We start from the raw sequence: 20,589 nt of genomic DNA on the forward strand, positions 1-20,589 counted from the left end.
CGACGGCGCTCCCCAGTTCATGGTCGTGGATGCGGAGAAGAGCGCGACTTCTAAAAGCCCACTCGTCGGAACGATGCTCAAACGATCCGACGTGATCGGAACTCCTATCGCGGCGCAGGTCTTCGCCGTGATCGACGCCGTCTAGATGTCCAATAGCGGCAGCGAGGTGCGGAGTTGGAGCGAACGCTAAGGTCCGTTCAGGGCCAAAAGCCACGACTAATCGCTATCCATCTTCAGCGCGGCGATGAACGCTTCCTGAGGAATATCGACCTTGCCGAACTGGCGCATCTTTTTCTTACCGGCCTTCTGCTTATCCAGCAGCTTGCGCTTACGGCTGGCGTCACCGCCGTAGCACTTCGCAGTCACGTCTTTGCGCAGCGCTGAGAGCGTTTCGCGAGCGATGATGCGGCCGCCGATGGCAGCTTGGATCGGGATCTTGAACATGTGCTGCGGGATCAGCTCTTTGAGCTTTTCCACCATCGAGCGGCCGCGGCTTTCGGCGCGGCCCGCGTGCACGAGCATCGAGAGCGCATCGACCGGATCGTCGTTCACCAGGATCGACATCTTCACCAGATCGCCGACGCGGTGATCGATGATGGCGTAGTCGAAGCTGGCATAGCCCTTCGAGACGCTCTTCAAGCGATCGTAGAAATCGAACACGACTTCGTTGAGCGGTAGCTCATAAACCAGCATCGCGCGCGAGCCGACATAGTTCAGCTCTTTCTGAATGCCACGCCGATCCTGGCAGAGCTTGATGATGGAGCCCAGATATTCATCCGGCGTCAGCAGCGTGGCTTTGATCCACGGCTCTTCGATCTCTTTGATGTAAACGACGTCCGGCAGATCGGCCGGATTGTGCAGCTCCTTGATCTCGCCGTCGTTCATGTGGACTTTGTAGACGACGCTCGGCGCCGTCGCGATGAGATCGAGATCGAACTCGCGGCTGAGGCGCTCCTGGATAATTTCCAAGTGCAAAAGCCCAAGAAAGCCGCAGCGGAAGCCGAAGCCGAGCGCGGCTGAGGTTTCCATTTCATAGGAGAAGCTCGCGTCGTTGAGGCGGAGCTTCGACATGGCGGCGCGCAGATCTTCAAAGTCCGCCGCGTCGGTCGGGAAGAGGCCGCAGAATACGACAGGCTGCGCCGGCTTAAAGCCTGGCAGCGCTTCTTTCGTCTCGCGGCGATAATCCGTGATCGTGTCGCCGACGCGCGCGTCCGCGACTTCCTTGATCGAGCCGGTGAGGATGCCGATCTCGCCGGGGCCAAGCTCTGCGACGTCTTCGCGCTTCGGGCGCAGCACGCCGAGCGTATCGACGTTATAGTCGGCGCCGGTCTGCATGAGCTTCACGCGCATCCCCTTTTTCACGACGCCATCGATGACGCGGAAGAGCACGACGACGCCGAGATAGGCATCGTACCAAGCGTCAACCAGCATCGCCTTTAGCGGCGCATCGCGGTCGCCGGTTTTCGGTGGCGGCAGGCGCGTCACGATCGCTTCAAGCAGATCCGTGATGCCCTCGCCGGTTTTCCCGGAGGCGAGCACCGCCTGGCTGGCGTCGAGGCCGATCACGTCCTCGATCTGTTGCTTCACGCGATCAGGCTCGGCCGCGGGCAGATCGATCTTGTTGATCACCGGCACGATCTCGAGATCGAGATCAAGCGCCTGATAAACGTTCGCCAGGGTCTGCGCTTCGACGCCCTGGCTCGCATCCACGATCAGCAGCGCGCCTTCGCAGGCCGCCAGCGAGCGCGAAACCTCGTAGGCGAAGTCCACGTGCCCAGGCGTGTCCATCAGATTGAGAACGTAGCTCTCGCCGTCTTTCGCTTTGTAGTCCAAGCGAACGGTCTGGGCCTTGATCGTGATGCCGCGTTCTTTTTCGATATCCATCGAATCAAGAACCTGCTCAGTCATCTCCCGCGCCGACAACGCCCCCGTCTCTTGGATAAGACGATCGGACAAAGTGCTCTTGCCGTGGTCAATGTGTGCCACGATTGAAAAGTTTCGAATGCGGTCGCGCGGTGTCATTTAAGAGCGTGACGTATAGGCGTCCGGCCGAAACGCCAAGGCTCTGGGCTGCGTCAGTTCGGCATTAGGGCGAAAAATACGGCGTAGAATAAGAGCCATGCGCCGATGAGGACCCAGAGAAGCTGACGCTCGCTCAGCCAGCGCCCGAGGATGCGCCCGATCAGAGAAACGCCGATCGAGACGATCAAGAAGCGCGGCAAGCGCGCGGCGACGCTGGCCAACGCGAACGCCGGAAGCGGCGCGCCAGCTGCTGGCGCGAGGATGGCGAACACCTTGAACGGCGTTGAGCTAAGTGGTCCGAGCACGGTTGCGAGGAACCAATTTTCAGCCATCGTCACGTGCGCGCGTTGCTCCATCGCTTCGCTGATCGATGGCACCGCAAGCACCGCCTCACGCGCCGCGGCGGCATCGCTCGTACTCCAAAGGTACATGATGACGCCGCCGGCGGCCGCACCGACAGCGGCGATGACCGACGCGCGCACCGCCGCCTTCACGCCGCGCTTGAGGGCGACATAGCTCAGCAACACGTCCGGGACGAAGAAGAACAACGTCGCCTCCGCCACGCCCCAAATGAAGGCGGCGACGTCGAGCACGTGTCTGCGGAAAGCGTCCATCACATCATTCTGGCAGGTCAGGGCACATGTCGAAATGGCCACGGCCTTACCCAGAACGAGGGAGACGCCTCGGACGTGTTGACGCCCCAACCGGGCTCCCTTAAACCCCGCCGTCTTCTACCGAACTAGACTGTGCCCGGATGGCGGAATTGGTAGACGCACCAGCTTCAGGTGCTGGCGCTCGCAAGGGCGTGGAGGTTCGAGTCCTCTTCCGGGCACCATTACCCTCTTGAAATAGCGAGTTGGTCGCCGCGGCCTTTGGCGCGCGCGGACCGTGTGCTAGCCCGGCCTCATGAAAAACCTGAGCTTTGCCCTGGCCTTGGGCCTAATGGCGTGCGCCACCGCCCCAGCCGCTGAACATCACGGCCCACCTTCGACCGCCGGTATCGCGCCCAGCTGGGACGCCGCACGCGCCGACGCGGTCCTCCAGCGCACGCAACGCCTCCACCTTGCGCCGGATCTTTCGGGGCTCAGCGAGGGCGAACGCACCGCGGTCGGCGAGTTGCTGCAAGCCGGCGAGCGCATCCATCAGCTCTATATGGTCCAGCGGCATCCGCAGGCGCTGAACGCGGCCGCGTATCTGGCGCAGCACCCGGAGCTAACGCGCGAGAACGATCTCTTCCGCATGAACTCCGGACCGATTGCTTCGACGTTGGACAACACGCGCGAGGCATTCCTCACCGTTTCGCCCGAGAGCCCTGCGCGAAACATGTATCCACCCGGCACGACGCGCGACGCGATGGATGCATTCCTGACAGCACATCCCGAACGGCGCGCCACGCTCCTCGGGGACCGCACCGTCATCGTTGAAGCAACACCGGAGAACCGCGCACACGCGCTCATGGTCCTCGATCATCATAGCGTCCTCGATACACTCCATCCCGGCCTACGCGCTCGCCTGCAAACCGAGGAAACCTATCTGGCGCTGCCCTATTCAGTGGCGTACGCGCACGACATTCTCTTCATCAACGAGCGGCTCAACGCCGCCGCCGACGCGGTGCAAGGCGGCGATCCGGCTTTTGCGCGCTATTTGCGCTTGCGCGCACGCGATTTGCTCGCTGACGACTACGAAGGTAGCGACGCCGCTTGGGTCACGGGAAGCTTCACCGGCAATCTAAACGCCCAAATCGGCTCGTACGAAACCTATGACGATGCGCTCTACGGCGTGAAAACGTTTTTCTCGCTGTCACTTCTCGTTCGCGACCGCGCGCGAAGCGATGAATTGCAAGCCGGCCTCGCGGATATCCAACGCGTTGAAGACGCGCTGCCTTACAACAACCACCGGCAAGTACGCACCCATATTCCCGTCGGCGTTTACAACATCATCGCGGACTTCGGCCAGGCGCGCGGCACGAACACCGCAACGATCCTTCCGAACGAAGCCTATCTCGCGCGCCAGTATGGCCGCACCATTCTGATGCGCGGCAATATCCTGCTAGACGACAGCATCTTCGCTGAGAACCAGCGCGCTTTCGGCGCGGCGGTTATTGCCAGCCAAGCCAATGATCTGACCGCCGAGGGCGGTTTCTACCGAACGCTTTGGCATGAGATCGGTCACTATCTTGGCGTCGATCAAACCTCAGACGGCCGCGGCCTCGATGAATCGCTCGAAGACACGGCAGACTTGCTTGAAGAGATGAAAGCCGATCTGGTGTCGCTCACCTCGGCGCGGATTCTGCAACAACGCGGCTTGCTGACCGAAGCACAATTGCGCGGCATATATGCCTCCGGCATTCGCCGCGTCCTTCAGAAGAACCGCCCGCGGCGTGAGCAAGCCTACCAGACCATGCAGCTCATCCAATGGAATTGGTTCATGGATCGCGGTGCGTTGCACTTCGAAAATGGGCGCCTGCGCATAGATTACCGCCGCTACCCCGAAGCCGTGACGAGCCTGCTTCGAGAAGTACTGGCGATCCAACGCGCCGGTGACCGCAACGCCGCCAACGCCTTCGTGGAACGCTGGACGACATGGCGGCCCGAACTCCATGAAGTGATCGCGCAACGCATGCGCGAAAGCGAACGCACACGGTTTACCATTGTGTCGTATGAAGCATTGGACGGCGCGCACTGACGGGGGCGGAATTGGACTGCAAAGCGGCAAACGAAGACATCGTCATCGTTGCGCCGCGTCTGCCCGAGGCGGCTGGCGAAGCCGCCTACTCTGCCTATGAGATCGATACGGTCGTCCTAGAAACCGCAACGCGCTTGGATGAAGCGCTGCGTACCGCGCCAGGCGTCTCGACATTTCGCCGTAACGATAGCGCCGCCGCCAACCCGACGATCCAAGGACTTTCCATTCGGGCCTCGGCGCCGTCAGGCGCGGGCCGCGCACTAGTGACTGTGGATGGTCAGCCGCTGAACGATCCGTTTGGCGGCTGGGTGATCTGGGGCGCCGTGCTGACTGAGACAGTTTCTGGCGCAACCATCCTTCGAGGCGCCGGCGCCGGTCCCTACGGCGCGGGCGCGTTAACGGGCACAGTGCAGCTCGATGAACGGCGCGGCCAAGGCGCAACGCTCTCACTCGAATCCGGTGATCGCGGCTACGTGCGCGCTGCCGGCGTCGGTGAAGCACAGGGCGATGCGTGGTCGTTCATGCTGGCTGCAGCCGCACAGCAAGACGATGGTTGGACGCCGGTTCGCGACGGACGCGGCGCGGCCGATACCCACCTGTGGTCAAACTCCATCGCCGGCGTCGCGCGTACCGAGTGGCGCGATGGCGGGCGCGTCTTCTCAGCGCGGCTCAGTGGGTATTCGGAAAGTCGCAGCGCCGGATTGGTCGGCGCGAAATCTGCTTCGGATGGCGCCAGCCTCAGCATGACGCTCGCAGCGCCGCAAGGCGATGTTGCGTGGCGGGTCCAGGCGTGGGCGATGGTTTCCGATCTCTACAATGGCTCCGTCGCAACCGCGCCGGATCGAAGCGCAACCACACCCGCAAACGAACAATACGAAACACCTGCCTTCGGATGGGGCGGCAACGCTGCGCTGCGCTGGAGCAATGAAGGCCAAGGTCTCGAAATCGGCGCGGACCTGCGGGCGGCTGACGGTGAAACACATGAGCGCTTCTCGTTCAGCGGCGGTCAATTCACGCGCACGCGCGTCGCCGGCGGCCAGACGCTCACCGCCGGCGCCTATGCCGAAGGATGGCGCGAGCTTGGCGACTGGCTGTTCACCGGCGGCGCCCGCGCCGACATCTACCGCGCGTGGGACGGCGCGCGCGTCGAGCGCTTGATCGCAACCGGCGCGCCGCTTCTGCAATTCGCCCCCGAGGACAGCGAAACCATAGCGCCAACCGCGCGTGTCGGCGTTCGGCGTGAGCTTGGCCCGCTATTCGTGCGCAGCGCGGCATACGCCGGTTTTCGCCCGCCAACACTCAATGAACTCCACCGCCCCTTCCGCGTCGGCAATGACGTCACCGAAGCAAACGCCGCGCTTGAGCCAGAGCGGATTGCGGGCGTTGATATCGCCATTGGCGCCTCGCAGCGCGCTTGGTCCTGGGAAGCAGGCGCGTTCGCCACGCGGCTTGAGGACGCGATCGTGAACGTGACGTTGGGCGCAGGCCCGGGCACATTTCCTCCGGGCGTCTTCATCCCAACCGGCGGCGCCTATCGCCAACGCCAAAACGCCGGCGCCATCGAAGCGATCGGGCTCGAAGCGGAGGCACACGGCGACTGGCGCGAACGCTTCGCGTGGCGCGCCGCCCTCAACTATACCGACGCCGCCTTCGCAAACGGCCCACTCTCGCGATTACGCCCCGCGCAATCTCCCGAATGGAGCGCAAGTGCGGGGCTGGAGTGGCGCGTCACCGACGCAAGCTCAATTTCAGCGGCGTTGATCTATGAAAGCATCCGCTTCGAGGACGACCTCAACACCCGCACCCTCGACTCCGCGGTCACCCTCGATCTCCGTGCCGAGCAGGAACTAGCGCGAGGCGTCAGCCTCTACGCCGCGCTCGACAACGCCCTGGATAGCGAAATCGAAACCGCCGAAACAGCGGACGGGATCGAGAGTTTCGGACCGCCGCGCGCGCTGCGATTTGGCGTGGTGCTGCGGCGATAAGGCAGAGTCCGCCAAGGCAGACTGGCGTGACGCGGAGAATTGCCCTAAGCCCGCGCCCCATGACACGGAAACTCTCCCTGACCGTCGATGGCAAGAACATCTCGGTCTATCTGCACAAGGGCGACTTGCCCGACAGCGTAACCTTCAATGGCCCGGTCGCGGTCGATAGCGAAACGCTCGGCCTTTCGCTCATTCGTGACCCGCTGTGCTTGGTTCAACTCTCAGATGGCGGACCCGAAGCGCACTTGGTGCAACTCGATCGCTCCAGCTACGATGCGCCAAACCTGAAGCGCGTGTTGACTGATCCGGCGCATCTCAAGCTCTTCCACTTCGCACGCTTCGACATCGCCATGTTCATGCGCGATCTCTCGATCGTCACCACCCCGCTCTATTGCACAAAAGTTGCTTCCAAGCTGGTGCGAACCTACACGGATCGTCACGGCCTGAAGGACCTCACAAAGGAAGTTCTCGGTCGCGACATTTCCAAGGAGCAGCAGTCCAGCGATTGGGGCGCGCCCGAGCTTTCAGACGCGCAGCTCGCTTACGCGGCCTCGGACGTCTTGCACTTACACGCTCTGAAGGAGCGACTGGACGCGATGCTGGCGCGCGAAGGCCGCACCGAGATCGCGCAATCGTGCTTCGACTTCCTGCCGACGCGCGCCGCGCTCGATCTCGCCGGCTGGGAAGATACGGACATCTTCGCGCACTCATGAGGGCGAGGCGCCAATCGCACCGAACGCCGCTGGCAAACTAAAACGACGGCGCTACGGTGGGCGCATGAGCAAGATCAATCTCGCCGACAAGCTTTCGCAGTTCGAAGGCCACTGGCAGCCGCGTGTCGTCGGCGCTTTCAACGATCACGATCTGATGGTGGTGAAGTTTCAGGGGCAATTCTCCTGGCATTCCCACACCGACAACGATGACTTTTTCCTCGTTCTGAAAGGCGAGATGATCATGCGTCTGCGCGATGGTGATGTGAAGGTTGGCGCAGGCGAAATCTTCGTGGTGCCCAAAGGCGTTGAACACGCGCCGTTCGCGGAAGAAGAAACGCATGTGCTGCTGATCGAACCCAAAGGTACCCCGAACACCGGCGATCCCGCCACAGCCGCGCCACGCCGAGAGATTTGAGATGAGCGCCGAAACCTTCAAACCCCTGCCCGAAATGGTCCACGCGCATGCTGAAAGAGCGCCCAGCAAGATCGCCCTGATTCAAGACGAGCAGCAACTGTCGTACGGCGCGCTCGATACACTCATGGATCGCGTCGCTGCGGCCTTGCAGCGCGACGGACTGGCGCCGCGCGATAGCGTCGCCATCTGCGCCGGGACATCGAGCGAGTATGCCGCCGCATTCCTGGGCGCCTTACGCGCAGGCGTCGCGGTCGCGCCAATCGCGCCATCCTCCACGGCGGACAGCATCGTCGACATGATCGCCGATTGCGGCGCCAAGGTTTTCTTCGTTGATCGCAGCGTCGCCGAAGCTTTGGGCGACAGACTGAATACCCTGAAGGCCAAGGTTGTAGGCTTGGACGATGGCGCGCCGGGTACGCCTTTTTCCGCATTCCTGGCGCGTGTAGGCTCCCGGCCGGCGCCGGTGGCGATCCACGAGGATATGCCCTTCAACATAATATATTCATCGGGCACCACTGGCACGCCCAAAGGCATCGTGCAGAGCCACGGCATGCGCTTTGGCCACGTGATGCGCGCGGCGCCTATGGGTTACGGCGAAAACACCGTCGCACTGCTCTCGACACCGCTCTATTCGAACACGACTTTGGTGAGCTTCTTCCCCGCAATTGGCTGGGGCGGCGCTGTCGTGCTGATGAAGAAATTCGACGCCGCACACTACCTTGAGCTGGCGCAGAGACACCGCGCAACGCACACGATGCTGGTGCCGGTACAATATTCGCGGCTGATGGCGCGCGAAGATTTCGATTCCTTCGATCTCTCCGCGTTTCAAATGAAGTTCTGCACCTCGGCGCCCTTCTCAGCGGCGCTGAAGGCCGACGTCCTGAAGCGTTGGCCTGGCGGACTGGTTGAATATTTCGGCATGACCGAAGGCGGCGGCACATGCGTGTTGATCGCGCACGTCTATCCCGACAAACTGCACACGGTCGGCACGCCCGCGCCTGGGCACGACATTCGCATCATAGATGAAGATGGGCGCGAACTTCCACGCGGCGAGGTCGGTGAGTTGGTAGGCCGCTCGGAATTGGTGATGAGCGGCTATCACAACCGCAAAGATCAGACCGATGCCGCGACATGGGTTTCACCCGACGGCCTCGCCTTCATTCGCACCGGTGATGTCGGCCGCTTTGACGCGGATGGCTTTGTAGAACTCATGGACCGCAAGAAGGACATGATCATCTCTGGTGGTTTCAACATCTATCCAAGCGATCTCGAAGCGGTGCTGCGCCAGCATCCGGATGTGGCCGATGTCGCCGTCGTCGGGGTGCCAAGCGCAGATTGGGGCGAAACCCCGGTGGCGTTCGTGGTATCGCGCGGCGCGGATGCGGCGGCGCTAAAGGCCTTCGCAAACGAGCGCGTCGGCAAGACCCAACGCATCAGCGACGTCCGTCTGATCGACGAACTTCCGCGCAGCCACATCGGCAAGATTCTGAAGCGCGAACTGCGCGACGCCTTCGCGAAGAGCTAAGGGCGCTTTGCTCTGCACTTGTAGGAGCAGTATCGCACGACCTCCCATTCGCGCGCCCATTTCTTGCGCCACGAAAATGGGCGTCCACACGCAGCGCAGATTTTGGCGGGCAGATTCGTCTTCTCTCGCCGCTCGCCATTCGCGTTCTTGACCATAGATCGACGCTAACCGCGCAGCGGCGACCGATCCAGAGCAACCTCTGCCGCGTAGCTAGAAAATGACGCACGCGCTGAGACTTGTATTGGACGACCAGCTCAGCCTGCACATCGAGCACTGCGCGACCTCGCCCCCGCCAATGACGTGGTCCTGATGGCGGAGGTCGCGGATGAAACGACATACGTTCGTCATCACAAAAAGAAGATCGCGTTCGTGTTTGCAGCCATGCGCGCGTTCGCGCAGCGGTTGGAACGCAACGGCATACGGGTCCACTACATCACGCTCGACGCACCCGGCAATTCAGGCTCACTCACCGGCGAACTAAAGCGCGGAGTCGCTGCGTTGCAGCCAACAGAAATTGTCGCCACCGAGCTGGCGAACACCGCCTCTCTTAGCGGAGATGGAAAGCTGGGAAGGACAGCTCGGTCTGCCTGTCGAGATCCGGCAGGACACCCGCTTTATTTGCTCCGACGCCGCGTTTCGGGACTGGGCGAACGGCCGCCAACAACTGCGGATGGAGTACTTCTACCGCCGCATGCGTGAAGCAACCGGTCTGTTGATGGAGGGTGACACGCCGGTCGGCGGGCGTTGGAATTTTGACGCCGAGAACCGCAAACCCGCCAAGGCCGATCTCTTCATGCCGAGGCCGCCGCGTTTCGCGCCAAATGCCACCACGCGCGCCGTACTGGACCTCGTGTCGGCTCAGTTTGCGGACCACTTCGGCGATCTTGAGCCATTTTGGTTCGCGGTTACGCACGAACAAGCCGAAGCGGCGCACGGCCACTTCTTGAGCGAGGCATTGCCGCGCTTTGGAGACTATCAAGACGCTATGCTGCGGGACGAATCGTTCCTCTATCACGCCGTCATTTCAATCTATCTCAACGTGGGATTACTAGACGCGCTCGATATCTGCCGCCGGGCGGAAGCGGAGTATCGCACGGGCCGCGCGCCATTGAACGCCGTCGAAGGGTTCATCCGCCAAATCCTTGGGTGGCGAGAATATGTACGCGGGATCTATTGGCGCGAAGGGCCAAGCTATCTGAAGGGCAATGCCCCGGCGCCTCACGGGAGCTGCCGTGGTTCTATTGGTCTGGCAACACCGAAATGGCCTGCATGCGGGCAGCCATCCAACAGACCAGACAAGAAGCCTACGCACACCACATTCAGCGACTGATGGTGACAGGCAACTCGCCGTCTACGCGGATGCTTATGAGTGGGTGGAGGCGCCCAACACGTTGGGCATGAGCCAGTTCGCTGATCGCGGCCTGCTTGCTTCAAAGCCCTACGCAGCGCAGCGGCGCCTACATTGACCGCATGTCGTACTATTGCAGGGGCTGGACGTTTGACGTGAACGCAAAGGCGGACGCAACCGCCTGCCCTTTCAACTTCCTCTATTGGGACTTTCTTGCACGCAACCGGACGGCGCTCGAAGGTAACCCGCGCATCGCTCCAATGTATCGGACGTTGGACAAGATGAGTGAGGAACGACGCACTGAGATTGCAGCAGATGCATCGAGGTTTCTGAGCACCCTTGAGAGTTGATCCACGACGAGCCTGCGTACGTACCACCGGAAACCCATAGGGCCCGATCGCATGCGCATTGCCTTGTTCGGCGTCTCCGGCGGCATAGGCGGGGCGCTGCTCCGCCTCTTAGCGTCCGATGAATCCGTTAGCGCGATATATGCCGGCGCCCGCACTCCACCTGGAGAGATCGCCCCTAAAGTAACGCCGTTTCATTTTGACTTGCTTAAAGAAGACACAATCGCGAACGCAGCGGCGCGGGTCAGTGTTGAAGGCTCACTTGATCTTATCCTCGTCTCGACTGGCGTTTTGAACGATGGCGAAGAATTGGTCCCCGAAAAGACATGGCGCGATTTCACACCAGAAGCATTTTCTCGCGCATTTGCGGTCAATGCGACTGGCCCCGCTCTGGTCGCCAAACACTTCCTGCCTCTGTTGGCGCGCGATCGCCGCGCTCTATTCGCCGCTCTCTCCGCGCGAGTCGGATCGATTGACGATAATAAGTTGGGCGGATGGGCGGCCTACCGCGCCTCGAAGGCGGCGCTTCACCAGATCATCCGTACATGCGCGATCGAACTCTCTCGGAAAAACCGGAATGCCATTTGCGTAGCGATACACCCCGGCACAGTCGACACGCCGCTTTCAAGGCCTTTTCAGCGCCGAGTCACGCCGGAAAAACTATTCGCACCGGAGCAGAGCGCGCGACACATTATAGCCGTTCTCAGCGATCTGAAGCCCCAAGACAGCGGCTATGCCTTCGCTTGGGATGGCGCACGCATCCCATTCTAAAGCTAAACCTTCACCACTTGCTGATCGATGCGGCCGAAGATCGAGTGCTTTTTTGCGTCAAACATTTCGATCTCGACGCGGTCGCCGTGCCTTAAAAAAGGCGTCGATGGTTTCCCGGCCTGGATCGTCTCGATCATGCGTTGCTCGGCAATGCAGGAATAGCCCAGACCACCCTCATTGATGGATTTGCCCGGCCCGCCATCGGCGCCGCGGTTCGATACCGTGCCAGAGCCAATGATCGTGCCGGCGGCGAGGTCACGAGTTTTGGCGGCGTGAGCGATGAGCCGACCGAAATCGAAGGTCATGTCTTCGCCCGCGTTTGCGGCGCCGAAAAACTTACCGTTCAGCGTCACGTGCATCGGCAGATACAGCTTGCCATCGCGCCAAGCATCGCCGAGCGCATCCGGCGTCACCGCGACCGGTGAAAACGCCGACGATGGCTTCGATTGGAAAAAGCCAAAGCCCTTCTCCAACTCACCCGGAATAAGATTGCGCAAGCTGACGTCGTTCACCAGCATCACCAGGCGGATGCGCCTTTTTGCATCGTCGGCGCTGATGCCCGCTTCGCAATCATCGACAATGACCGCAACTTCCGCCTCGAAGTCGCAGCCCCAAGCTTCATCCTTCAGCGGAATAGCGTCGCGCGGGCCAAGGAACGCGTCGCTGCCGCCCTGGTACATCAGCGGATCGGTCCAGAACGTTTCCGGCATCTTTGCGCCGCGCGCTTGGCGCACGAGCGCGACGTGATTGACGTAGGCTGAGCCATCCGCCCACTGATACGCGCGCGGCAACGGCGATGCCGCTTCGCGCTCGTGGAAGCGCTCACGCAAAATCGTGCCGTTGTTGACACCCTCCGCAACCGCACGCAGGCGCGGCTCCGCATGCTCCCAATCATCGAGCGCGGCCTGCAGCGTCGGCACTTCCGGACCCGAGTGCGCATACCAAGCCAGATCATCAGAAACGACGACAAGCCGGCCATCGCGGCCATGACGCAGAGAAGCCAGTTTCATTGTTTCACCGCGTCCTTCTGGTTTTCGGGGGCCGCCTTTATGAAGGCAGGATGCTGCCGCGCGCTTTCATCCCACGCAACAAGACGCGGGAATGGCGCAAGATCAGTCTTGAAGCGGCGCGCATTCGCCATCTGCGGCACCAGCATGACATCGGCAAGCGTCGGTTCGTCACCAAAAACGTGTTTCGTGTCCGGATGCTTGGCGACCTGATGTTCAAGCGCGTTGAATCCAAGCTTGATCCAGTGGCGATACCATTCGCCGACATGATCTTCGCTGGCGCCGAACTCGAGCCTGATGCGCGTCAGCACGCTGGTGTTGTTGAGCGGGTGAATGTCGGTCGCAATCGTCGTTGCAAAGGAGCGCACCTGCGCGCCCAGCCAAGGATCAGCCGGCATCAGGCGCGGATTGGGATACATCTGATCCAGCCAAACCAGGATCGACAGCGATTGCGTGATGATGCCTTGCTCGGTTTCGAGCGCAGGCACGCGCATCTGCGGATTCTTCGAGCGATAAGGCTCGCGCATCTGCTCATCGACGCCCGGTATAATGTTCACCGGAATGCTTTCGTACTCCACGCCCTTTAGCGCGAGGCCGATGCGGACACGATACGCCGCCGACGAGCGCCAATAATCGTAGAGCTTCAGCATCAGCGCGCTCCCTCGTTCAGTGCGATGTTACGCACGTGCCAGGCGCCATTCGGCGCATGGACGATCCAGATCATCGTGGCGACCCTACCCTGCTCCGTTGTGAAGATCACCGGACAAGTGAAGATGCCCCCACGCGGCTGGCATCCTTCGTACTCCGCGATAGTCGCATTTGCGAGAGCGGGTGCAGCAGGATTTTCACCGCGCGCATAGAATTCGTGGACCGCGTTTTCGAGATCCGCCTTCGTCGGGCCGAGAATGCCAGCGCACGCGCCAAGGACACACAGCGCCGCCAGTGCGGCCAAGTCGCGGATCATTCGCCGATCCGCGACTTGGCGTGCGCGGCGCGCGCCTTTTCGTGAAGCCAAGCAGCGTGCTGCGGCGCCTTCTTGGTCCGGCTCCACTCTTCCAGCATCTCCGGCGCGACACGCTTCAGTTCGGCGTACTCCTCAGCCGTACCGGTATCGGCCGTAAGTTCAAGGCGGTGACCATTCGGATCGAAAAAGTAAATCGATTTGAAGATACCGTGGTCCGTGGGCCCCAGAACATCGAGACCTTTGGCTTCAGCGCGCGCCTTGGCGGCCATTAGCGCATCCAGGCTCTCAACCTTGAAGGCAATGTGTTGGACCCAGATCGGTGTGTTCTCGTCGCGGCCCATATCCTTCTGGTTCGGCAATTCGAAGAAGGCGAGCACGTTGCCGTTTCCAGCATCGAGGAAGACGTGCATGTACGGATCGTATTCGCCTGTGGACGGCACGTGGTCCTCGGCGAACGCGGTCGTGTAATCCATGTCGAGCACGTCGCGATAAAACTCGACCGTCTGCTTAGCATCTTTGCAGCGGTACGCGACGTGATGGATGCCTGAGGTTATTGCCATGACGGGCGCTCCTGCGTGGCTGCAGGTACCGCGCCCGCAGCTTCTAGTGTTGATCGGTCGAGACGTCCTTGGTGCGCGTCTTGCCGACGCCCATTGCGATGCCGAGGCCCAGCATCACAAGCCCGCCCACGATAATCCATTGCGTAGCGATGCCGAGCAGTACGGCGCCGTAGATGAGACCGGCGAGAAGAATGAGATAGCCGATCGCGTAAATCACGAACGTAGACATGAGGTGCTCCCGTAAGACCGAAAAGTTCCGGCCTATAAACGGGCGACACCGCGATTAGTGCCAACGACGCGGCGTTGTTCCTCATTCCTCGTCCGCGAAAATCTGAACGACAGGCGCGCCGCCGGCAGATTGCGAGGCGCGATACATGCCCGGCGAATTCATCGCCCAAGCGACGTTGCCGCGCCCGTCAAGCACGATAACGCCGCCATCACCGGCCACTCCATCGGTTCCCGTTGTGGCGCCAACTTCCGCGATAACGTGATCGGCGGCTTCCTGGGCGCTCTCGCGATTGAACTGCATGCGGGCGCAGATATCACGCGCGACGCCAACGCGAATGAAGAACTCCCCCGTCCCGGTGGCGCTAACACCGCACACACCGTTCTGCGCGTAAGTGCCCGCGCCAATGATCGGCGCGTCGCCGACGCGGCCCCAGCGCTTGGCCGTCGTGCCGCCAGTGGAAGTGCCTGCCGCGATATTTCCGTGCGTGTCCAGCGCAACAACGCCGACCGTGCCGAATTGGTGATCGTCAGGGTAACTAAGTTCCGCGCGCGGCGCCGGCGGCGCGCCCGCTGGACGCGGCGGCACCGGCAGATTGCTGGCGCGCAAATTCTGTTCGAGCTGCTGCCAACGGCGCTCGGTGAAGAAGTAAGACGGATCAACCGTCTCGAGATTGTGAGATCGGGCGAACGTCTCAGCCCCCTCGCCGATCAGCATCACATGGCGCGAGCGCTCCATCACAGCGCGCGCGGCGCTGATGGGATGGCGAATAGTCGTAAGGCCGGCGACCGCGCCCGCAGCGCGCGTACGGCCATCCATGATCGAGGCATCAAGCTCGTTGCGGCCCTGCGCCGTGAACACGGCCCCGCGGCCCGCATTGAAGAGCGGATCGTCTTCCATCTCATGGATGATGGCCTCAACCGCATCCAGCGAAGAGCCGCCGCGATCGAGAATAGCGCCACCGGTCGTCAGTGCGCGCTGCATGGCCGCCCGGTATTGGGCTTCAAGCTCCGGCGTAAGGCTCGCACGCTCGATGACGCCAGCACCGCCGTGAACAACGAGCGACCAACGCGGCGCAGGCTCTGGCGCAGTAGCACAGGCGGCGAGGGCGAGCAGCGCCAGCGCGAGGAGGGAGCGCATCAGCTCGCCTTCAACACGCCGCGTTTGATCTGGTCTAGCTCGATACTCTCGAACAAGGCTTTGAAATTGCCCTCGCCGAAACCTTCATTGCCCTTGCGCTGAATGAACTCGAAGAAAATCGGACCAATCGCGTCCTTGCCGAAGATTTGCAGCAAGAGGCCCTGCCCTTCGCTCGGCGCGCCATCGATGAGAATGCGACGCTTGCGAAGCTCCTCGACCGGCTCGCCATGCCCTGGCAGGCGCTTATCGATGAGATCGAAATATGTCTCGATGGTGTCTTGCAGCTCGACGTTGCGCGCCTTCAGCCGATCGACGACGTCGTAAAGATTGTTCGTGCCGAAGGCCAAGTGCTGGATGCCTTCGCCCTTATAGCGCTGCAGATATTCCTCGATCTGATCGACTTTCTCGGGATCGCCTTTGCTCTCGTTGAGAGGAATGCGAATCTTGCCGTCCGGGCTCGTCATCGCCTTGGAGAACAGACCGCTGACTTTGCCTTCGATGTCAAAATAGCGAATTTCGCGGAAGTTGAAGATCTTCTCGTAATAGTCCGCCCACGTCTTCATGTTGCCGCGGAAGACGTTGTGCGTGAGGTGATCGAGATAGGTGAGGCCAAGCGAATTCTTCGACTCGTCAGCCCCTTCAATCGGTTTGAAATCGATGTCGTAGATCGACTGCGCACCGTAACGATCGACAAGATAGATGTAGGCGCCGCCAATGCCCTTGATGGCGGGAATGTTGAGCTCCATCGGCCCAACTTTGCCTTCGACAGGCTCGGCGCCGCGTTTCACGGCTTCGCGCAACGCGTGCTGAGCATCTTTCACACGGAAAGCCATCGCGTTCGCTGAGGGTCCGTGCGCCTCGCGGAAATCAGCGGCTTGGCCCGCCGGCTCCATGTTGAGAATAAAATTGATGTCGTTCTGCTTGTAACGAATGACATTCTTGCTGCGATGCATGGCCACCGCGGTGAAGCCGATTTGTTCGAAATACGCGGCAAGCTTTTCTGGTTCGGGCGAGGTGAATTCGACGAACTCAAATCCATCGGTCCCAATCGGATTCTCGAACAAATCGGCCATGGCGTTTCCTCGAAGCTTGCGTTTCATTGGGATTTAGTTTCATCTGAAACCAATGGCAAGCGCAAAGCGAAAACCAACGGCTGGATCGTCCGGGGAATTGCTGGTTCTGGAGGAATTCCTTCCCTACCGGCTCTCTATCCTCTCAAACCGCGTCAGCCGCGCCATCGCGGCGCGCTATGCGAAGACTTTCGACCTCACCATCCCCGAATGGCGGATCATCGCCGTGTTGGGGCGTCGCCCTGGATTGACTGCCAAGGAAGTCGCCGAAGCAACGGAGATGGATAAGGTCGCCGTCTCGCGCGCCGTGGGGAAGCTGGTCGAATCAAGACGCGTTGCGGCGCGCGCAGATCGTGACGATGCGCGCCGGCAAATCCTGTCACTCACGGCGCAAGGCGAAAGCGTGCACGCGCGCATTGCGCCGATCGCGTTGGAGAGCGAGCAACGATTGGTAGCAGCGCTCGACAAGCGCGAACGCGAACAGCTCGATGACCTGCTGGACCGATTGCTCGACACAGCGAAAGGCCTCTGAAGTTCCCGCGGGAGTTCCGCCCAGGAACGAAGTTCGTGCTGATACGTAGCCTTGGTGGCTCTGTGGCAACGCCAAGGAGCACAACACATGACAAAGTTCCAAATGCTTGCCGCAGCAGCGGTCGCGGCTCTGACGGCGGCGTGCGCCCTCACTCAAACCACGCAAGCTGAAACACAATCGCTGACGGCGACAAGTTCGACGGCAACACCGGCGCCCGCCGCGCAGCCCGCACCGCCAGCGCAAATAGCGCAAGCTACACCAGCGCCAACCACGCCCGTCGCGCCGACGAATTTTACTGACGACCAATTGCGCTCGTTCGCGCGCGCTGCGATCGAGATCGATCCGATCAGCCGCACGCTTTCAGCAGCAACGCCCGAGCAGCAAACCGCCGCCGCCGAGCAGATCCGCCAAATTCTGGCGCGCAACGGCATCGATAGCGCCACATACAACGCCATCGCCGCTCAAGCGCAGCGCGACCCGGCGTTTGCTTCACGCATCGCCTCGCTCAATCGCACCGACCCAAGCAACGGCTAACTACGATTGAGGAGTCAGCCTCAGGATGCGGCCGTTGTCTTCATCGGTGACGATCCATATTGCGCCGTCTTCGCTTTCGGCAAGGTCGCGAATGCGGCCAACACCGAGAGCGAAGCGCTCCTCGCCTGTGACCCGCTCGCCGTCGATATCGAGCCGCACGAGCGCCTGCGTATCCAAGCCCGCAATCAACACATCACCGCGCCACGGAAAGAGCCCGCCGCGATAAAAATCCATATCGCCAGGCGCTATCACCGGATCCCAATAATAGATCGGTTGTTCCATGCCTTCGCGCGCCGATGTCTCGTGCTGCGGCGCACCGTTGTAGTCGATGCCATAGCCGATGATCGGCCAACCATAATTCAGGCCGGCACGCGGAATATTAAGTTCATCGCCGCCGCGCGGACCATGCTCGACGATCCACAACTTGCCAGTGTCCGGGTTGAGGTCGGCGCCCTGCACATTGCGATGACCGTACGACCAGTTTTGTGGCAAGGCGTCCGCGCGTCCTACGAACGGATTGTCGGGAGGCACACTTCCGTCGGCATTAATGCGTACGATCTTACCGAGATGCGTTGAAAGATCCTGCGCCAGAACGCGCGATGCCGGGCGCTGACGTTCGCCGAGTGTGATGTAGAGATGCCCCGCACGATCGAACACGAGCCGCGAACCGTAGTGACCGCCTGTATCGCGAGCCGGTAGCTGACGGAAAATCACCTGCACCTGCTCAACGCGCCGCAAATCATCGGTGAGACGGCCGCGCGCGACACTGGTGCCGCGCCCACCATCACGCGGCTCCGCGTAGCTCCAATAGATCATGCGATCTGTCGCGAAGTCCAGCCCAAGCACAACGTCGAGTAAACCGCCCTGACCTTGCACATGCACGCGCGGCAATCCCTGCACCGGATTTGAGATCGCGCCCTCGCGGGTCACCACACGCAGCCGCCCGGCGCGTTCAGTCACGAGCATACGGCCATCAGGCAGGAACACGATCGCCCACGGATGATCCAAGCCACTGGCGATTTCCTCAGCATTGATACGCACGCCGCTCAGTGCTTCTGGCGCGCGGGTCTGCCCCTCAAACGCCGGCGTGAAACTCGAGTGCGGCGCACCTTGCGCAACAGGATGCACAGCTTGCTGCTGGCCATTGCTCGGCGAGCCCGTGCATGCGGCGAAAATGACAATCGTTGCAAAAATCAAGGCGCGCATGGTGTGCTTCCATTACCCTTACTGAGCGAAAGAAAGTTAGCGCGCGCGCTTTGCCTTGCCAGCGCCGTTTTCTCTCGCCACCTCACCTTTCCTGGCGTTAACATGGACCTGCTGGGGACAGCGGGACGGCAATTTGGCGGACGTTTTCATTTCCTGTTCGCGACTGGATCGCGATCGCGTTAAGCCCATTGCTGAGCGGCTAAGCTCGCTTGGCTATTCTGTGTGGTGGGGACCACGCGACGAGCACACCCGCGCTGACGAAATCGAACGGCAATTTGCCGAGGCGCGCGCGGTCGTGACGGTGTGGAGCGAAAACGCGCAGAATTCGTCCTGGGTGCTGGCGCAATCAGCGCGCGCCCTCGACGAGGAAAAACTACTGCAGATGCGGCTCGACAATTTCCGCCTTCCCGCTCCGTTCGAGACACTGAAGGTCGCGGAACTTCATAGCGGCAAGAGTGAGTGGGGCATGCTGGAAGCGGCGCTTGCCGGCCTCGTGCGCGAACAACGCCCGCTTGACCCGATCGACCACCGCGCGTTGCAGAATGCGCAGCCAAATCTTGTCGCCGCGCCACGGCTTTTGCTTACGGCCGCCACGATCGCGCTCGTCGCTTTTTCCGGCGCGGTGACGGCCGCCTATAACGGCGTCATGCGGACCGACCAATTGCAGCTCGCGATGCTCGGCGTTCTCGTTGTCGGCGCACTCGGCACGATCGTGGCCGGGCAGCGGTTATTCTCCATTCGGCGCGCGGGAGGTTAAGCGCGCATGCCGAAATCCGTTCTCAGCGGCTTCGTCACCAGCACGCGCGCTTTGCTCGTGGCGCAATTGGTTGTGTGCGTCGGCGCAATCGCGCTTGCCGGCTGGACATTGAGCGTCACCGGCCAGGTGCTGCGCGAACGCAATCGCTTGCAGGAGCGCGTCATCCAGCTGGAAGAAGCGATGGCGGCAAGCGGCGTCATCGCACCGCCGCCAACGGCAGTCGTCGCCGCGCCGACGCCAAGCGACGCCGCCTATCCCGGCTCAATCGCCAACGCGCGTCCGCCGACCAGCGACGCCGCGCCGAACACTGCCTCCGCCGAAGCGGACCCGCGCAACATTGGCAGTGTCATCAACAGCCTCTTCGGACCGGCGCCGCCACTCAGCACAGTTGTGATCCACGTGCGTTCGCAAGCCGATCTTGCCGCCGCCGAAGCCATCGCGAGGGCTTTGCAATCCGAAAGCGTGCGCGCGCTGATCAACGTCATGACCGCCAGCGATCAGCGTCCCTCCGGCTATGCTTATTTCGACGGCCGCCAAAGCCGCGCCGCGGCTGACATCGTTGCGCGTTTCCACGACCTCGCGCGCGAGCAACAGGTCGCGCAATGGTCAGCGCAGTTGCGCGGGACGGCGCTCCCGGCAGTCGGCGAATACACAGCGGACCGGCTCGACATCGTACTGCCGCCGCTGCCGCTGCCGCTGCCGCCGCCACCACCGCCGCCGGTTGAGACGCCCGCCACCACCGTCGCCATTACCCCCCAGCCGTAGCGGTTGAGCTGCCTTGC

The 20,589-nt window shown here is 61.6% G+C and carries 21 protein-coding genes, 1 tRNA gene and 1 pseudogene; 12 read left to right on the forward strand and 11 right to left on the reverse strand.

What is annotated here, in order from left to right:
• Nucleotides 1-216: 216 nt before the first annotated feature.
• Nucleotides 217-2,022 (reverse strand): translation elongation factor 4, encoded by a 1,806-nt coding sequence (lepA, locus tag ATE48_RS08355; RefSeq protein ID WP_066770067.1) that lies wholly within the window; start codon nucleotides 2,020-2,022, stop codon nucleotides 217-219.
• 53 nt (nucleotides 2,023-2,075) lie between these two features.
• The gene (locus tag ATE48_RS08360) at nucleotides 2,076-2,636 is read right to left on the reverse strand and encodes a hypothetical protein (protein ID WP_066770069.1); all 561 of its coding nucleotides are present in this window, start codon (nucleotides 2,634-2,636) and stop codon (nucleotides 2,076-2,078) included.
• A 134-nt stretch (nucleotides 2,637-2,770) separates the two neighbouring features.
• On the opposite strand from ATE48_RS08360, the gene ATE48_RS08365 reads away from it, so the two are divergent.
• The 6 genes from ATE48_RS08365 to ATE48_RS08390 all read left to right on the forward strand — a co-directional run bounded on the left by ATE48_RS08365 (nucleotide 2,771) and on the right by ATE48_RS08390 (nucleotide 9,345).
• Nucleotides 2,771-2,857, forward strand: a tRNA-Leu gene (locus tag ATE48_RS08365).
• Between the two features lie 71 nt (nucleotides 2,858-2,928).
• Nucleotides 2,929-4,707: a hypothetical protein gene (locus ATE48_RS08370; protein ID WP_083197234.1), complete on the forward strand. Its 1,779-nt coding sequence runs from the start codon at nucleotides 2,929-2,931 to the stop codon at nucleotides 4,705-4,707.
• A gap of 11 nt (nucleotides 4,708-4,718) precedes the next feature.
• Complete coding sequence (locus ATE48_RS08375) at nucleotides 4,719-6,692, forward strand: TonB-dependent receptor (protein WP_066770071.1); 1,974 nt, start codon at nucleotides 4,719-4,721, stop codon at nucleotides 6,690-6,692.
• A gap of 59 nt (nucleotides 6,693-6,751) precedes the next feature.
• A complete protein-coding gene (locus tag ATE48_RS08380) occupies nucleotides 6,752-7,405 on the forward strand; it encodes a ribonuclease D (RefSeq protein WP_228126868.1) in 654 nt (217 codons plus the stop codon).
• Between the two features lie 64 nt (nucleotides 7,406-7,469).
• Complete coding sequence (locus tag ATE48_RS08385) at nucleotides 7,470-7,820, forward strand: cupin domain-containing protein (RefSeq protein WP_066770073.1); 351 nt, start codon at nucleotides 7,470-7,472, stop codon at nucleotides 7,818-7,820.
• Nucleotide 7,821: 1 nt separating this feature from the next.
• A complete protein-coding gene (locus tag ATE48_RS08390) occupies nucleotides 7,822-9,345 on the forward strand; it encodes a class I adenylate-forming enzyme family protein (RefSeq protein ID WP_066770076.1) in 1,524 nt (507 codons plus the stop codon).
• On the opposite strand, the gene ATE48_RS19395 is transcribed toward ATE48_RS08390, so the two are convergent.
• Complete coding sequence (locus ATE48_RS19395) at nucleotides 9,342-9,500, reverse strand: DUF2256 domain-containing protein (RefSeq protein ID WP_083197235.1); 159 nt, start codon at nucleotides 9,498-9,500, stop codon at nucleotides 9,342-9,344. The two genes, ATE48_RS08390 and ATE48_RS19395, sit on opposite strands and share 4 nt — an antisense overlap.
• Nucleotides 9,501-9,562: 62 nt before the next feature.
• Here ATE48_RS19395 and ATE48_RS20435 point away from each other — a divergent pair.
• A pseudogene (locus ATE48_RS20435) lies at nucleotides 9,563-11,043 on the forward strand (cryptochrome/photolyase family protein).
• 51 nt (nucleotides 11,044-11,094) lie between these two features.
• The gene (locus ATE48_RS08400) at nucleotides 11,095-11,811 is read left to right on the forward strand and encodes an SDR family NAD(P)-dependent oxidoreductase (RefSeq protein ID WP_066770079.1); all 717 of its coding nucleotides are present in this window, start codon (nucleotides 11,095-11,097) and stop codon (nucleotides 11,809-11,811) included.
• A gap of 2 nt (nucleotides 11,812-11,813) precedes the next feature.
• Here ATE48_RS08400 and ATE48_RS08405 read toward each other — a convergent pair whose 3' ends face one another.
• The 7 genes from ATE48_RS08405 to hppD all read right to left on the reverse strand — a co-directional run bounded on the left by ATE48_RS08405 (nucleotide 11,814) and on the right by hppD (nucleotide 16,781).
• The gene (locus tag ATE48_RS08405) at nucleotides 11,814-12,821 is read right to left on the reverse strand and encodes a fumarylacetoacetate hydrolase family protein (RefSeq protein ID WP_066770081.1); all 1,008 of its coding nucleotides are present in this window, start codon (nucleotides 12,819-12,821) and stop codon (nucleotides 11,814-11,816) included.
• Nucleotides 12,818-13,468 (reverse strand): maleylacetoacetate isomerase, encoded by a 651-nt coding sequence (maiA, locus tag ATE48_RS08410; RefSeq protein ID WP_066770084.1) that lies wholly within the window; start codon nucleotides 13,466-13,468, stop codon nucleotides 12,818-12,820. The genes ATE48_RS08405 and maiA overlap by 4 nt, the downstream gene beginning before the upstream one ends.
• Entirely contained in the window at nucleotides 13,468-13,782 is a 315-nt protein-coding gene (locus ATE48_RS08415; RefSeq protein WP_066770087.1) for a hypothetical protein, read from the reverse strand. The genes maiA and ATE48_RS08415 overlap by 1 nt, the downstream gene beginning before the upstream one ends.
• Nucleotides 13,779-14,342 (reverse strand): VOC family protein, encoded by a 564-nt coding sequence (locus ATE48_RS08420; RefSeq protein ID WP_066770088.1) that lies wholly within the window; start codon nucleotides 14,340-14,342, stop codon nucleotides 13,779-13,781. Before ATE48_RS08420 ends, ATE48_RS08415 begins: the two co-directional genes overlap by 4 nt.
• A gap of 43 nt (nucleotides 14,343-14,385) precedes the next feature.
• The gene (locus ATE48_RS08425) at nucleotides 14,386-14,571 is read right to left on the reverse strand and encodes a hypothetical protein (RefSeq protein WP_066770090.1); all 186 of its coding nucleotides are present in this window, start codon (nucleotides 14,569-14,571) and stop codon (nucleotides 14,386-14,388) included.
• 81 nt (nucleotides 14,572-14,652) lie between these two features.
• Nucleotides 14,653-15,708 carry an isoaspartyl peptidase/L-asparaginase family protein gene (locus tag ATE48_RS08430; RefSeq protein WP_066770092.1) on the reverse strand — a complete coding sequence of 352 codons (1,056 nt, stop codon included), beginning with the start codon at nucleotides 15,706-15,708 and terminating at the stop codon, nucleotides 14,653-14,655.
• Nucleotides 15,708-16,781, reverse strand: a complete 1,074-nt coding sequence (hppD, locus tag ATE48_RS08435; protein WP_066774729.1) for a 4-hydroxyphenylpyruvate dioxygenase — start codon at nucleotides 16,779-16,781, stop codon at nucleotides 15,708-15,710. The genes ATE48_RS08430 and hppD overlap by 1 nt, the downstream gene beginning before the upstream one ends.
• A 52-nt stretch (nucleotides 16,782-16,833) precedes the next feature.
• Between hppD and ATE48_RS08440 the strand changes: the two genes are divergently transcribed.
• Together ATE48_RS08440 and ATE48_RS08445 are read left to right on the forward strand one after the other, a co-directional pair.
• On the forward strand, nucleotides 16,834-17,310 hold the full coding sequence (locus ATE48_RS08440) for a MarR family winged helix-turn-helix transcriptional regulator (protein WP_066770093.1): 477 nt from the start codon (nucleotides 16,834-16,836) through the stop codon (nucleotides 17,308-17,310).
• A gap of 87 nt (nucleotides 17,311-17,397) precedes the next feature.
• Nucleotides 17,398-17,844 carry a DUF4168 domain-containing protein gene (locus tag ATE48_RS08445; protein ID WP_066770095.1) on the forward strand — a complete coding sequence of 149 codons (447 nt, stop codon included), beginning with the start codon at nucleotides 17,398-17,400 and terminating at the stop codon, nucleotides 17,842-17,844.
• Here the strand turns inward: ATE48_RS08445 and ATE48_RS08450 are convergent, their stop codons facing one another.
• Nucleotides 17,845-19,050, reverse strand: a complete 1,206-nt coding sequence (locus tag ATE48_RS08450; protein WP_066770097.1) for a PQQ-dependent sugar dehydrogenase — start codon at nucleotides 19,048-19,050, stop codon at nucleotides 17,845-17,847. It abuts the gene before it with no gap.
• A gap of 133 nt (nucleotides 19,051-19,183) precedes the next feature.
• Between ATE48_RS08450 and ATE48_RS08455 the strand changes: the two genes are divergently transcribed.
• The gene (locus ATE48_RS08455) at nucleotides 19,184-19,807 is read left to right on the forward strand and encodes a toll/interleukin-1 receptor domain-containing protein (protein WP_066770100.1); all 624 of its coding nucleotides are present in this window, start codon (nucleotides 19,184-19,186) and stop codon (nucleotides 19,805-19,807) included.
• A gap of 6 nt (nucleotides 19,808-19,813) precedes the next feature.
• Nucleotides 19,814-20,572: a hypothetical protein gene (locus ATE48_RS08460; RefSeq protein WP_066770102.1), complete on the forward strand. Its 759-nt coding sequence runs from the start codon at nucleotides 19,814-19,816 to the stop codon at nucleotides 20,570-20,572.
• The last annotated feature ends 17 nt before the right edge of the window (nucleotides 20,573-20,589 follow it).

It is taken from the genome of Candidatus Viadribacter manganicus, from assembly GCF_001679665.1.
GTDB classification, from domain to species: Bacteria; Pseudomonadota; Alphaproteobacteria; order Caulobacterales; family Aquidulcibacteraceae; genus Vitreimonas; species Vitreimonas manganica.